Annotated in this window: 13 protein-coding genes; 6 read left to right on the top strand and 7 right to left on the bottom strand. The window is 60.7% G+C overall.

The annotated features are described in order from the left end of the window. Window positions 1-157: 157 nt before the first annotated feature. The 5 genes from I5L79_RS22775 to I5L79_RS22755 all read right to left on the bottom strand — a co-directional run bounded on the left by I5L79_RS22775 (window position 158) and on the right by I5L79_RS22755 (window position 5,153). Window positions 158-346: a hypothetical protein gene (locus tag I5L79_RS22775; protein ID WP_196957402.1), complete on the bottom strand. Its 189-nt coding sequence runs from the start codon at window positions 344-346 to the stop codon at window positions 158-160. Window positions 347-528: 182 nt separating this feature from the next. Next, a complete protein-coding gene (locus I5L79_RS22770) occupies window positions 529-1,242 on the bottom strand; it encodes a DUF3800 domain-containing protein (RefSeq protein ID WP_196957401.1) in 714 nt (237 codons plus the stop codon). A 103-nt stretch (window positions 1,243-1,345) separates the two neighbouring features. Then, window positions 1,346-3,718 carry a ribonucleoside-diphosphate reductase subunit alpha gene (locus I5L79_RS22765; protein WP_196957400.1) on the bottom strand — a complete coding sequence of 791 codons (2,373 nt, stop codon included), beginning with the start codon at window positions 3,716-3,718 and terminating at the stop codon, window positions 1,346-1,348. A 306-nt stretch (window positions 3,719-4,024) separates the two neighbouring features. Then, window positions 4,025-4,912: a prohibitin family protein gene (locus I5L79_RS22760; protein ID WP_196957399.1), complete on the bottom strand. Its 888-nt coding sequence runs from the start codon at window positions 4,910-4,912 to the stop codon at window positions 4,025-4,027. Between the two features lie 28 nt (window positions 4,913-4,940). Beyond that, complete coding sequence (locus I5L79_RS22755) at window positions 4,941-5,153, bottom strand: hypothetical protein (RefSeq protein WP_196957398.1); 213 nt, start codon at window positions 5,151-5,153, stop codon at window positions 4,941-4,943. Window positions 5,154-5,334: 181 nt separating this feature from the next. Here I5L79_RS22755 and crtD point away from each other — a divergent pair, with 181 nt between their 5' ends. The 3 genes from crtD (at window position 5,335) to I5L79_RS22740 (ending at window position 8,228) form a co-directional block, all read left to right on the top strand. Continuing rightward, a complete protein-coding gene (crtD, locus tag I5L79_RS22750; RefSeq protein WP_196957397.1) occupies window positions 5,335-6,837 on the top strand; it encodes a 1-hydroxycarotenoid 3,4-desaturase CrtD in 1,503 nt (500 codons plus the stop codon). A 6-nt stretch (window positions 6,838-6,843) separates the two neighbouring features. Further along, entirely contained in the window at window positions 6,844-7,533 is a 690-nt protein-coding gene (locus I5L79_RS22745) for a carotenoid biosynthesis protein (RefSeq protein WP_196957396.1), read from the top strand. A gap of 80 nt (window positions 7,534-7,613) precedes the next feature. Beyond that, window positions 7,614-8,228: a TetR/AcrR family transcriptional regulator gene (locus I5L79_RS22740; RefSeq protein WP_196957395.1), complete on the top strand. Its 615-nt coding sequence runs from the start codon at window positions 7,614-7,616 to the stop codon at window positions 8,226-8,228. Between the two features lie 109 nt (window positions 8,229-8,337). Here the strand turns inward: I5L79_RS22740 and I5L79_RS22735 are convergent, their stop codons facing one another. Beyond that, complete coding sequence (locus I5L79_RS22735; RefSeq protein WP_196957394.1) at window positions 8,338-8,580, bottom strand: DUF6952 family protein; 243 nt, start codon at window positions 8,578-8,580, stop codon at window positions 8,338-8,340. Window positions 8,581-8,587: 7 nt separating this feature from the next. Beyond that, entirely contained in the window at window positions 8,588-8,905 is a 318-nt protein-coding gene (locus tag I5L79_RS22730; RefSeq protein WP_196957393.1) for a thioredoxin family protein, read from the bottom strand. A gap of 46 nt (window positions 8,906-8,951) precedes the next feature. Between I5L79_RS22730 and I5L79_RS22725 the strand changes: the two genes are divergently transcribed. The 3 genes from I5L79_RS22725 (at window position 8,952) to I5L79_RS22715 (ending at window position 12,309) form a co-directional block, all read left to right on the top strand. After that, window positions 8,952-9,101 (top strand): hypothetical protein, encoded by a 150-nt coding sequence (locus I5L79_RS22725; protein ID WP_196957392.1) that lies wholly within the window; start codon window positions 8,952-8,954, stop codon window positions 9,099-9,101. After that, complete coding sequence (locus I5L79_RS22720) at window positions 9,094-9,672, top strand: arylesterase (RefSeq protein ID WP_196957391.1); 579 nt, start codon at window positions 9,094-9,096, stop codon at window positions 9,670-9,672. The genes I5L79_RS22725 and I5L79_RS22720 overlap by 8 nt, the downstream gene beginning before the upstream one ends. 135 nt (window positions 9,673-9,807) lie before the next feature. Then, entirely contained in the window at window positions 9,808-12,309 is a 2,502-nt protein-coding gene (locus I5L79_RS22715) for a TonB-dependent receptor (protein WP_196957390.1), read from the top strand. Window positions 12,310-12,378: the final 69 nt, after the last annotated feature.

Here is a 12,378-nt window from a genome sequence, read left to right as displayed (position 1 = left end):
GCGATGCGCGCCCATTGCGCGTCCGTCAGCATAAAGTCCATCCTCCAAAATAATACCTACTGTTAACACTTCCTAATGCTGTTGCTGGGTTTATCCATGACCCGGGCAAGCCGTAGTGGCAGCCTAGCAGGTATAATCAGATTCCAATGCGGCTTCACTATGATTCTTGTTTCAACTCCGCGTCAGGAGGCAGCTTGCCGATTTTCTTGAGATAAGCAAACAGTTCCCGCTTCGACAATGGCCCACTGATGCGAGCAGCTTCCCATTCGGCGTCGGTTTTGCCGCTCATGGAGAGGTTACTCGGATTCTGCGGCGAGTCGGAGGATGACGTCTTGGATGGTTTCATAGCATACAAGGGCGTTTACCCGGCCAGCATCGAATATACTGATTTGTTTCGACCCCGACCGGAGTCGAACCTAAAAGCCAGACAGTTCGTTATATTTGCACTGTGACTTGCCTGAGCCTTGTAGCTTAGACCGGGCCACGACAAAGTCCCCGGTTGTTTTAACCGGGGCATTTTTTTGCCCATCAGGCCCGGATGATGCCCTGCGGATCGGTGGGCGCGGCATTTTTGAGCAGCATACCATCCAGGGTCCCGAACAGCTGATGCAGGTTGAACTTGCGGGTACTGCCCCGGGGGTATTCCTGTTGATACAGGCAGTAGGCAATGGCATCGGCGGCCTGCACGAAATACGAGTGGATGGATTGCCGACAAACCACGTCTTCCAGAATAGCGCGCACCGGCTGCGCTTCCCGGCGCATGGCCCGGAAAAGCACCCGCAACGCACCTTCGCTGGTGTCGTCGGCCACCACCAGACCGTGCTGCTGCTGGGGCACTAGGAAGTCATCGAAGCCGCGCAGTAACCGCCGCCACGCCAGCGCCTGAAAATCAGTATCGGCCGGCCACGCCTGCTTGTCCAGACACACGCTGATGATGCGTCCGTTCGGAAAGAAGCCGGGCAACTGTGCGACAAACTCCTTCAATAAGCGCACCCGAGCCGACTTATGCAACTGCTTGTAAGCCGCCAGCTTATGCGGGCGCACCAGCTCGCTGCTGTGAAACTCCACTTTCTTGGGCAACCCGGTGGTTTGTTTGACTTCCTCCCGAAAGGCCAGCATCCGGGCCAGGCCAGCCGCCCAATCTGTCTCCGATACCAGCAAGCCACTCAGAATAAAATGCGGGGTGTTCGTCCCAATAAAGCGGCCCGGGTCGCCGCTTTCATCCACATACATGAGATACATACCGCAGATCCGTGAAATAAAAAGCCACCCCTGCAATCAGGAGTGGCTTTCCGGTGATTGATACTAATATATTGCTTAGAACAGGAAATGTTACCAAGTCCGCTTACGACCCGCAGGCCTCGCAGGCGTCGGGGTTATCCAGGGAGCAGGCCATAGCGGCGGCCTGGTCGGTGTAGACGGGCTCCAGGGTTTCGGCGGCTTGCTTCTGCACCGTGAACTTGATGGCGTCGGCGGCGGCTTTGGTGCGCAGGTAGTACATGCCGGTTTTCAGGCCCTTCTTCCAGCTATGGAAGTGCATGCTGGTGAGCTTGCCGAAGTTCACGTTCTGCACGTGCAGGTTCAGGCTCTGGCTCTGGCAGATAAATGCCCCGCGGTCGGCCGACATGTCGATGATGCGGCGCTGCGAAATCTCCCACACCGTCTTGTACAGGTCTTTGATGTGCTGCGGGATGCTGGGAATATCCTGCACCGAGCCGTTAGCGGCAATAATGGCCTGCTTCATCTGGTCGTTCCAGATGCCCAGCTTCACCAGGTCCTTGAGCAGGTGCTTGTTCACCACCATAAACTCCCCGCTCAGCACGCGCCGCACGTAGATGTTGGAGGTGTAAGGCTCAAACGACTCGTTGTTGCCCAGAATCTGAGCCGTGGAAGCCGTGGGCATGGGGGCTACCAGCAGGGAGTTGCGGGCGCCGTGCTTGATAACCTCCGCGCGCAGGCTTTCCCAATCCCAGCGGCCCGAGTTGGGCGTCACGCCCCAGAGGTCGAACTGGAACTGGCCCTTGCTCAGGGGCGAGCCGGGGAAGGTTTCGTAGTGCCCGTCTTTGATTGCCAAGTCCTTGGAGGCCGTCATGGCCGCGAAGTAGATGGTTTCGAACACGTCTTTGTTCAGGCCCGCTGCCTCGTCGCTCTCGAAGGGCATGCGCAGGGCAATAAACGTATCGGCGAGGCCCTGCACGCCCAGCCCGATGGGGCGGTGGCGGCGGTTGCTGCGCTCGGCCTCCGGCACGGGGTAGTAGTTGATGTCAATTACCTTGTTCAGGTTCTTGGTGGCGTGGTACGTCACGTCGTACAGCTTCTGGTGGTCGAACACCAAGGAGCCGTTTTCTTCCTTCACAAAGCGGGGCAAAGCCAGCGAGGCGAGGTTGCACACGGCAATTTCGTTCTCGTCGGTGTACTCCATAATCTCGGTGCAGAGGTTGGAGCTTTTGATGGTGCCCAGGTTCTGCTGGTTGCTCTTGCTGTTGGCGGCGTCCTTAAACAGCATGTAGGGCGTGCCGGTCTCAGTCTGGCTTTCCAGGATGGCAAACCATAGCTCCTGCGCCTTAATGGTTTTGCGGCCACGGCCTTCGCGCTCGTACTTAGCGTACAGCTTTTCGAACTCCGCCCCGAAGGTGGTGTCGAGGCCGGGGCACTCGTGGGGGCACATCAGTGTCCAGTCGCCGTTGGCTTCCACACGCTTCATGAACAGGTCGGGCGTCCAGAGGGCGTAGAACAGGTCGCGGGCGCGCATCTCCTCCTTGCCGTGGTTTTTCTTGAGGTCCAGGAAGTCGAAGATATCGGCGTGCCAGGGCTCCAGGTAAATGGCGAAGGCGCCTTTGCGCTTGCCGCCGCCCTGGTCCACGTAGCGGGCCGTGTCGTTGAACACCTTGAGCATGGGCGTGAGGCCGTTGCTGGTGCCGTTGGTGCCTTTGATGTAGGAGCCCGTGGCGCGCACGTTGTGCACAGCCAGCCCGATGCCGCCGGCGCTCTGCGAAATGAGCGCGCAGTTCTTGAGCGTGTCGTAGATGCCCTCAATGGAGTCGTCCTTCATCGTGAGCAAGAAGCAAGAGCTCAGCTGAGGCTTGGGCGTGCCGGCGTTGAAGAGGGTAGGCGTGGCGTGCGTAAACCACCGCTCCGACATCAGCTCATAGGTCTCAATGGCCGAGTCGATGTCGTCGCGGTGAATGCCGATGGCCACGCGCATGAGCATGTGCTGGGGCCGCTCCACCACCTTGCCATCAAGGCGCAGCAGGTAGCTCCGCTCCAGGGTCTTGAAGCCGAAGTAGTCGTAGGAGTAGTCCCGGTCGTAAATGATGGCCGAGTCGAGCTGGGCGGCGTGCTTGTGCACCACTTCCCACACGTCCTTGGCAATGAGGGAGGCGTTTTCGCCGGTCTTGGGGTCCTCGTAAGTGTAGAGGCGCTTCATGGTGCTCGAAAACGACTTCGAGGTCACCTTGTGCAGGTTGCTCACGGCAATGCGAGCGGCCAGGATAGCGTAGTCGGGGTGGCGCGTGGTGAGCGAGGCGGCGGTTTCGGCGGCCAGGTTGTCGAGCTCCACGGTCGTCACGCCGTCGTAAATGCCATCAATGACCTTCTTGGCCACTTCAATGGGGGAGACGAACAGCATGTTGAGCCCGTAACAGAGCTTTTCGATGCGGGCCGTGACTTTATCGAACTTGACGGATTCGCGCCGACCGTCGCGCTTAATTACCAGCATGGGCGAAGTGTGTGAGGTTGTGAAGGATACGGCGACGCGGGCCCGGAGGCAGCTAAGCAGGCTAGCAAGCCCGCTCGGGGTTCCGGGCCCGCGCCGATGTGGACCGGAATATAGCCAGCCTTGTTAGATGCCTCAAGCTATAGTCCAGCAGAAAGTTTTCCACATGGCCCTGGCGCCCTCAAATTCGCCGATTTTGCCCGCCACGAAATGGCGAAAAAAAGGTTCCTGGCCGGAGCAAAATCGGGTTGCGGTTGTGCCGCGAATTTGGTAGGCTAGGTGAGCTACTGGGGCCGGACTGGAGTATGGCTACTTGGCCGCGCCGGGGGCGGGCATCTGCATCAGAAACTGACCGCCATTGCCGCCGGAGTAAGTGGGCACGTTGCTGCCGCCTTTTTCCCAGGCTTCAATCCAGCGCATCTGCACCAGCAGCGGCGTAAGCGACTGTTGCTGCTTCTGGTTGGCGTAGGCCTGGGCGTCGGCGGCAATGCGGATGGCTTTGGCCCGGCCCTCGGCTTCGGCAATGTTGATGCGGGCCTGAGCCTCGGCCTGGCGGATGCGGTTTTCGGTCTGGAGGCCGGTTTGCACGGCCGTGTTCTTGGCGTCGATGGCGGCTTTGAGGCTGGCCGGGGGCTCCAGCTTGGTGGTAATCTGCTGTACGGTGAAGCCCATGGCCTGGAGCTGGCTCACGAGGTTGGCCTTCACCTGGGCCTCGTAGGAGCCCCGGTTGCTGATAAGCGAATCGGCGGTGTAGCGGTTGGTGGCCACGCGGTAAGCTTCGTACACGGCCGTTTTCAGGAAGCCGTTTTCGATGTCGGTAAGCGGGCGGCGGTACTGGCGGAAGATGTCGTCGACCTTGTCCGACTGCACAAAGTAGTTGAGGCTGGGCGCCACCCCGAAGCCTGAGCCGTCCTTGCTCTGCACCTCAAACTCCTCGTACTCCTTGTGCTGGGTGTACACCGGAAACTCGTACACGGCCGTGCTCAGGGGCGAGTAGAACACCCAGCCCGTGGCGTAGGTAATATCGTCCACGCCCCGCGCCGTGCCGGCCAGGTTCACTTTGATGCCTACGTTGCCGGCATCGATGCGCTCTACCTTGATCAGGCTGCACCCACCTACGATGACCAGGAGCAGCAGCCCCAGAAATATCAGCGGCCTAAGCCAGGAGCGGCCGGTTACGGAGTCAAATTGTGCCATCGGAAGAAGGGAAGGAAGGGTGAGAAGATTAAAACCAGCGTGCCAGCCGGCGCCCGGCCTGGTACAACGACAACACGATGCCAGCCCCCAGCACCACGGTGCCCGCCGCGCCGCAGCCCAGCCACCAGTTGGAGGGGCGGCTCATCCAGTCGAGGCAGCGGGGCAGGGCGTAGGGCAGCAGGCCGCCGTAGAACAGCACCCAGCCCAAGGCCCACCGGTAGGAAACACGTGTCGCAGGCATGAGGACGAACCAAAAAGCAGATACCGGCCCCAATATCTGAACTATACCGCACACCGGCAGTTTTCTGAATGGCAAAAATGCTGACCACCCGGGCCGGAAGGAAAATGGCCGGCCCGGGCGTTGTACTTTTGAGCTGCTACCGGTTTCTGCCTGCTGCCTCAGGCTATTTTCTGCCTTTCTCTTGACGCACTCTTCCCCACGCTCAGCTCCCGTCAAAACGCCCGCCGCCATTATCGGGGCTGGCATTGGCGGTATTGCCACGGCTGTACGGCTGGCCTGCCAGGGGCATGCGGTTACGGTGTTTGAGGCCGAGGCGTCGTTTGGGGGGAAGATGCACCAGCTGGGGCTGCCCGGCGGCTACCGCTTCGACGGAGGCCCGTCCTTGTTCACGCTGCCGCAGTTGGTGGATGAGCTGTTCCGGCTGGCCGGGCGCACCCCCACCGACTACTTCCGGTACGAGCGGCTCGACCCCATCACGCAGTACTTTTTCGCCGATGGCACCCGCCTCACCGCCTGGGCCGAGGAGCCCCGCTTCGCGCAGGAAGTGGAGGAGAAGCTGGGTGTGCCTGCCGCCGACGTGCTGAGCTTCCTGCGCCAAAGCGGCCGCGCCTACGAGGGCACCGCCGATACGTTCCTGCGCCACTCCCTGCATAAAGCCGGCACGTACCTGCGCCCCGAGGTGCTGAAGGCCATGGCCGTGCTGCCCCAGCTGGGTTTGCTCAGCACCATGCACCAGCGCCACGCCGCCGCTTTCCCGCAGGACGCCCGCCTGGTGCAGCTCTTCGACCGGTTTGCCACCTACAACGGCTCCGACCCCTACCAGGCGCCCGCCACCCTTTCCCTGATTCCGCACCTGGAGCACGGGTTGGGCGCCTATTATCCCGAGGGGGGCATCTATGCCATTGCCGCCAGCTTGGTGAAGCTGGCCGAAGAGCTGGGCGTGCAGTTTCGCTACCAGGAGCCGGTGCAGGAAATCCTCACGGCCGGCGGGCGTGTCTCGGGGGTGCGCACTTCGCGGGGCATATACGATTTCCCGTTGGTGGTAAGCAACATGGACGTGGTGCCCACCTACCGCCGCCTGCTACCTCAACTGCCCGCCCCCGAAAAAACCCTGCAGCAGCCCCGCTCGTCCTCGGCCCTGATTTTCTACTGGGGCATCGGACGGGAGTTTGCCGAGCTGGGCGTGCACAACATCTTCTTTTCCCAGGACTACCGCCGCGAGTTCGAGGCCATCTTCCTGGAAAAAACCGTGGCCGACGACGTGACGGTGTACGTGAACATCACCAGCAAGAAAACGGCTGCGGATGCCCCGGCCGGCCACGAAAACTGGTTTGTGATGGTGAACGTGCCTCACGACCAGGGCCAGGACTGGCCGGCACTGGTGGCACACACCCGCCGGGCCGTACTGCAGCGCCTGCACCGGGCCCTGGGCGTAGACGTGGGCCCGTACATCCGGGCCGAGCAGGTATGGGACCCACCGGGCATTGCCCGGCGTACCTCGTCGGTAGGTGGGGCGCTGTACGGCAGCTCCAGCAATAATATGCTGGCGGCCTTTCTGCGGCATCCAAACTTTTCCCGTAAACTTCCTGGCTTGTACTTTTGTGGAGGCAGCGTCCATCCGGGCGGCGGTATTCCGTTGTGCCTGCTGTCGGCCGCCATCGTCGCCGACCTACTATCTGCCTGATTCCGCATGCCTACGACCGACTCTACGCTTAAACCCCCGGCGGCACCCCCGGCCACGCCACCCGGCAGCCGCCAGCGCCTGCGCGTGGCCCAGGGCATCATTCTGCTGTTTCACGTCACGGGCTTTATCGGGCTGGGCTTTTCGCAGGACCCCGACTTCTACCTGCGCTTCGTGCCCCTGAACCTGCTGCTCACGGCGGCGCTGCTGCTGGCGTTTCAGGCCGAGCGCTCCGCCGGCTTCTACGCCTTCTGCTTCATGACGATGCTGGTAGGCTTCGGGGTGGAGGTGCTGGGCGTGCAGAATAAAATCATCTTCGGAAACTACGTGTACGGCCCCGTGCTGGGCTTTGGGGTGCTGGGTGTGCCGCTGGTTATCGGGCTCAACTGGCTGATGCTAACGTACATGGCCGGAGTGCTGGCCCGCTACCTGCCCCTGCCCGATATCCTGCGGGCCGTGGTGGCCGCGGTGCTGATGGTGGGCATGGATGTGTGTATCGAACCCGTGGCCGTACAGTTTGATTTCTGGAGTTGGATGGGCAACGTCATTCCCCTGCAAAACTTCAAGGCCTGGCTGGCGGTGTCCTTCATTCTGCAGATCTTCTTCAACCGCAGCCAGTTTCTGAAACGCAATGAGTTGGTGCCGTTTGTGTACCTGGTGCAGCTGCTTTTCTTTTTCGGATTGGGCCTGTTGAGCTAGCCTGCGGGGCGGCTATTGCCTAGCTTGCAGGCCCGGCAAGGTTAGCGCCGGGCTGTATTCGCATTCTTAGGCCGTATCGTATGCCTCCCTCTACCCTGCAGCAAACTATTCTGGAAGAAACGCAGCAGCTGTTTCTGCAACACGGCATTAGTGGCCTGACGCTGGACGCCCTGATTCAGCACCTGAAAATTTCCCCGGCCACGTTTCGGGGCATGTTCGCCGACAAGGACGACCTGGTGCTGCAAGTGGCCCGCTACGACCTGGAGCGCCAGAAAAAGGAACACGCGGCCTTGTTTGCTCAGACCAGCAGCCCCGTGGAGCGCATTCTTATGCTCCTGCAGCACGGTATCGGGGAGATGCAGAAAGTACCCGGCACGTACTATGTGCAGGTGCAGGAGCAGCACCCGGCCACCTGGGATATGCTGATGGAGCACCTTACCACCTATTCCTACCCCCAGATTCATGGCCTGCTGAACGAGGGCATCCTGCAAAAGGAGCTCCGGGGCGACATCAACATTGAGCTGGTAACCAAAATCATTCTGGAGCAGCTGAACCTGATTCTGAACCCCGTGGTGTTTCCGCCAAGCCGCTACAACCTGTCAGAGGTGTTTCGCAGCGTGTACCTCTACTACGTGCGCGGCCTGTGCACGGAAGAAGGCATCCGGGCCGCTGCCGCGCACTTTTCCCGGCTGTAAACCCCGCGTTTTCAGCCGGCCTGTTAAAAAACACAACGCCCCGACTGCCAGTAGTGGTTGCCGGGGCGTTGTGGTGTGCGGAGGCGGAACCCGCAGGAAAATCAGCTGGCTAGCTGATGGAAACGCGCACCTTTTTGGTGTACTCGCGCAGGGCTTCCTTGAACTCCAGCTGGTGGTCCTGCATGTGGTTCAGGATAAAAATGGCCGCCAGCACGTGCGTGAGCTGCTCGCCTTCGTCTTCGCCGGGCACGGCAAACGGGAGCGTCTGCTCTTCCAGAATGGCTTCTTCGGCGGCTACCAGCGCCTGCAGCGGCTGGGTTTCTACGAGGTGTTTGATGGCTGGAATCTTCATCGGCAGCTTAGTTGAGGCGGTTGATGAGGTCGGCTACGGCCTCTTCCTTGCTAGCCGATACGGTATCGAGCAGCTCGCCATCCTTGAAAATGGCGAAGAAGGGCAGCGTGCTTACGCCGGCCAGTTTGCGGGCCTCGGGGCTGGTTTCGGCATTCACGTCCAGAAAGGCAATGCTTTGGTTCTGCTCGGCGTCCGAAAGGCGCTTGTATTTGGGCGAGAACAGGCGGCAGTTGCCGCACCAGTCGGCGTAGTATTTCACTACTACTTTCTGGTTCGAATCGAGCAGCTGGCGGAAATCCGCGTCGGTTGCTTTGGTAACGGGCATGGGTACTAGCTGAAGGTTGAGCGGGCAAAGATACAGCCAGCGGAGAATGATTCTTGCCTGGCTGCCGCGCTTTAACCCGGTATTCGTCGAAATGGTTGCCGCTTGCCCGAAAATCCACCCGGCTGCTAACCTGTTCCCGCCGCTGGCCGTTTGCTGCCAAACGCCCGTCAACCCCGGGTACTTCGCTTATGGCTGACCTCATTTTCTTTGGCGACTCGCTCACGGCCGGCTATCAGCTACGGGCCGCCGAGGCCTTCCCGGCCCTGCTTCAAATCCGGATTGATGCCCTGGGCCTGCCCTACAAAGCCTACAACTACGGCGTGAGCGGCGAAACCAGCGCCGGCGGCCGCCAGCGCGTAGCCGGCGTGCTGGCCCGGCACCAGGTAGCGGTGTTTGTGCTGGCCCTGGGCGCCAACGACGGCCTACGCGGCATCCCCATCCGCGAAACCGTTCAGAACCTGCAGGATATCATCAACCAGGTGCGGCAGAAACATCCGCAGGCGCGCATTGTGCTGGTGGGTCTGGAGTTTCCGTTTGATCTGGGTCCGCTGGGTGGGCACCGGTTCGGGCAGTACGCCACCGAGTTTAAAGCGCTGTTCCGGGCGCTGGCCGAGAAGAACAGCCTGCCGTTCGTGCCGTTCCTGTTGCAGGGCGTGCTGGGGCAGCGTCACCTCAATCTGTCCGACGGCGTGCACCCCAATGCTGCCGGCCATAAGCTGCTGGCCGACAATATGTGGGCGGTGTTGGAAGGCGTGCTAAGCAACTAGATAGTATCTTTAGTTATTAAGATAATTTCTAAATAAGGTTGTGTTGTGTAGTTTCGGCTAGTACTTTTGGCGCAGTTTAGATTATTTCTAAACAAACGCCGGGTAATTGTCCGGCCGGAATTTGCGCCAATCAGCATGAACCACACCTTCACTGTCAACCTTCGTCGCTCCAGCGGGAGCTTCCTCTTTTTGTTTCTCCTGTTGCTGGCGGCGCTGCTGCCGGGCACCCTGCTGGCTCAAACCAACGGCATCCTGCGGGGTACGGTGCGCACGGCTGATGCCCAGCCCGCCGAACAAATAAACGTGGCGCTAGAAGGTACCACCCGCGGCACCGCCACCGATGCTCAGGGTGCTTACGTACTGCGGAGCGTGGTGCCGGGCAGCTATACACTGGTGATTTCGCTGGTCGGCTACGAGCCCAAGCGGCTGCCGGTAGAAGTACGGGCCGGCGAAACTACCCGGGTACCTGAAGTGGTACTGGCCGAGAGTGCTCAGCAGCTGCGCGAAGTAGTAGTGAGCGGCAACCGCACCAACAAGTTTACCCGCAAGCAGTCGGTGGATGTGAACAAGATGCCGCTCGATAACCTGGAAAATCCGCAGGTGTACGCCACCGTGGGCAAGGAGCTGCTGACCGAGCAGCTGGTGTTTTCGGTGGATGATGCTACCCGCAACGCGCCGGGCCTGCAGAAAATGTGGGACGCCACCGGCCGCGGTGGCGACGGCGGCGCCTTCTACGCCGCGCGGGGCTTCGTGACGCAAAGCCAGCTGCGCAACGGTGTGGCCGGCAACGTGACCGGCAACATTGACGCGGTAAACCTGGAAAAGCTGGAAGTTATCAAAGGCCCGTCGGCTACGCTGTTTGGCTCGGCGCTGACCTCGTACGGTGGCCTGCTGAACCGCGTCACCAAGAAGCCTACCGACATTTTCGGCGGCGAAGTCAACGTGGCGGCCGGCTCCTACGGCTTCCACCGCGTGAGTGCCGACGTGAACCTGGTAGATCAGAACACCCCTGCCGATCAGCCCAAAACGCTGGGCTTCCGCCTGAACACGGCGTACACGTACGAAGACAACTTTCAGAATAAAGGCTACACGGGCTTCAACAAGAACCTGGCCGTAGCACCCAGCCTGCAGTGGCGTCCCTCGGACCGGCTAACCGTCGACCTCGACGCGGAAATCTACAAGGGCCGGGGCACGGGCAACCAGTTTATCTTCTTCTACTTTCCGGCGGCCACGCTGGGCTTCGACCGGGCTGACCAGTCGCCGTTTGATTACCGCCAGTCGTACCAGGGGCCGGGCCTGATTCAGAATTCGCGCAGTACCAACCTGTTTGGGCAGGTACGCTACAAGATTTCGCCCAGCTTCACGGCCACTACCTACCTGACCAGCAGCAACAGCTACTCGGATGGCAACTCGGCGTACTTCTACCTGACGCCCTCTACCCCAGGCTTCCGCCTCCGCCACCCCGAGCTGCCCGAAGCGGCCAACTACCTGGTGCGGGCCGATCAATCGACCGACAACAGCCAGCGGCAACTGTGGGAAGCGCAGCAGCTGTTCAACGGCGACTTTCAGGTGGGCAGCCTGCGCAACCGCGTAGTGCTGGGCCTGGATTTCCTGCGCATCGACTCAGATATCAACTTCCTGGGTGGCAACGCCGATACCGTGGCCTTGTCCTCGCCTCGGCCCGTGCTGGACCAGTTCAACGGAACCAATATGAACGCCGTGTACGCCCGCGGCGGTGGTGGCCGCTACCTGGTTACCACCAAGTCCAACACCTACAGCGCCTTCGTGTCGGACGTGCTGAACCTGACGGAGCAGCTGAGCGTGCTGGCCGCCCTGCGCGTAGACCACGTCAACAACAAAGGCGGATTGTACTACTCGCCCGTGGCGGCCTACACGCAAACCACCTGGTCGCCGAAACTCGGGGTGGTGTATCAGCCGGTGAAGGACCGGGTAAGCGTATTTGCCAACTACCAGAACAGCTTCAACAACCTGGGCATTTACCTGGCCGAGGACGGCAGCCGCCCGCTGGCCCGGCCGGAGCGCGCCAACCAGTGGGAGGGTGGAGTGAAGCTGGATGCCGCCGCCGGCCGCCTCAGCGCCACGGTGAGCTACTACAACATTCAAGTGCAGGACCAGCTGCGGCTGCTGGGCTACGCGCCTACTACGTTTGAAGCCATCAATGCCCAGGATGCCACCCAGCGCAGCAAGGGCGTAGAAGTCAGCGTTATTGCCAATCCGGTGAGCGGCCTGAACCTAGTTGGCGGCTTCTCCTACAACGACTCGAAATTTGAGAACTCGCCGGAAGACGTGAACGGCCGCCGCCCCAACACAGCCTCTTCGCCCTACCTGGCGAATGCGTGGGTAAGCTACCGGCAGCCCGAGGGCGCGCTGCGCGGCCTGGGCGCGGGCTTTGGGGGAAACTACGTCAGCGAAAACCGCGTGCTGAACACGAGCACCAACGTGTTTACCTTGCCGAGCTACACGTTGCTCAACGCCAGCATCTTCTACGACCAGCCCAAGTACCGCCTGTCGGCCAAGGTAGACAACCTCACCGGCCAGCACTACTGGACGGGCTACACTACCATGAACGCGCAAAAGCTGCGCAGCGTCATTGGGAGCATTGCCTACAAGTTCTAATGCTATGAACTGTCATTCCGAGCGAAGCGAAGAATCTGGCGGACCTGCGAAAGGCAAAACCACTTACTC

The sequence above is a fragment of the Hymenobacter guriensis genome, from assembly GCF_015773195.1.
GTDB lineage: Bacteria > Bacteroidota > Bacteroidia > Cytophagales > Hymenobacteraceae > Hymenobacter > Hymenobacter guriensis.
Note: the sequence above shows the minus strand (reverse complement) of the source record. Positions and strands in the feature narration are given on the sequence as shown.

Bases quoted from the DNA above. Each gene is read 5' to 3' on its own strand.
- I5L79_RS22745 (WP_196957396.1), top strand. From the start codon at position 6,844: ATGCCTACGACCGACTCTACGCTTAAACCCCCGGCGGCACCCCCGGCC.
- I5L79_RS22730 (WP_196957393.1), bottom strand. From the start codon at position 8,905: ATGCCCGTTACCAAAGCAACCGACGCGGATTTCCGCCAGCTGCTCGAT.
- I5L79_RS22735 (WP_196957394.1), bottom strand. From the start codon at position 8,580: ATGAAGATTCCAGCCATCAAACACCTCGTAGAAACCCAGCCGCTGCAG.
- I5L79_RS22775 (WP_196957402.1), bottom strand. From the start codon at position 346: ATGAAACCATCCAAGACGTCATCCTCCGACTCGCCGCAGAATCCGAGT.
- I5L79_RS22720 (WP_196957391.1), top strand. From the start codon at position 9,094: ATGGCTGACCTCATTTTCTTTGGCGACTCGCTCACGGCCGGCTATCAG.
- I5L79_RS22765 (WP_196957400.1), bottom strand. From the start codon at position 3,718: ATGCTGGTAATTAAGCGCGACGGTCGGCGCGAATCCGTCAAGTTCGAT.
- I5L79_RS22715 (WP_196957390.1), top strand. From the start codon at position 9,808: ATGAACCACACCTTCACTGTCAACCTTCGTCGCTCCAGCGGGAGCTTC.
- I5L79_RS22760 (WP_196957399.1), bottom strand. From the start codon at position 4,912: ATGGCACAATTTGACTCCGTAACCGGCCGCTCCTGGCTTAGGCCGCTG.
- I5L79_RS22725 (WP_196957392.1), top strand. From the start codon at position 8,952: ATGATTCTTGCCTGGCTGCCGCGCTTTAACCCGGTATTCGTCGAAATG.
- I5L79_RS22740 (WP_196957395.1), top strand. From the start codon at position 7,614: ATGCCTCCCTCTACCCTGCAGCAAACTATTCTGGAAGAAACGCAGCAG.
- I5L79_RS22755 (WP_196957398.1), bottom strand. From the start codon at position 5,153: ATGCCTGCGACACGTGTTTCCTACCGGTGGGCCTTGGGCTGGGTGCTG.
- I5L79_RS22770 (WP_196957401.1), bottom strand. From the start codon at position 1,242: ATGTATCTCATGTATGTGGATGAAAGCGGCGACCCGGGCCGCTTTATT.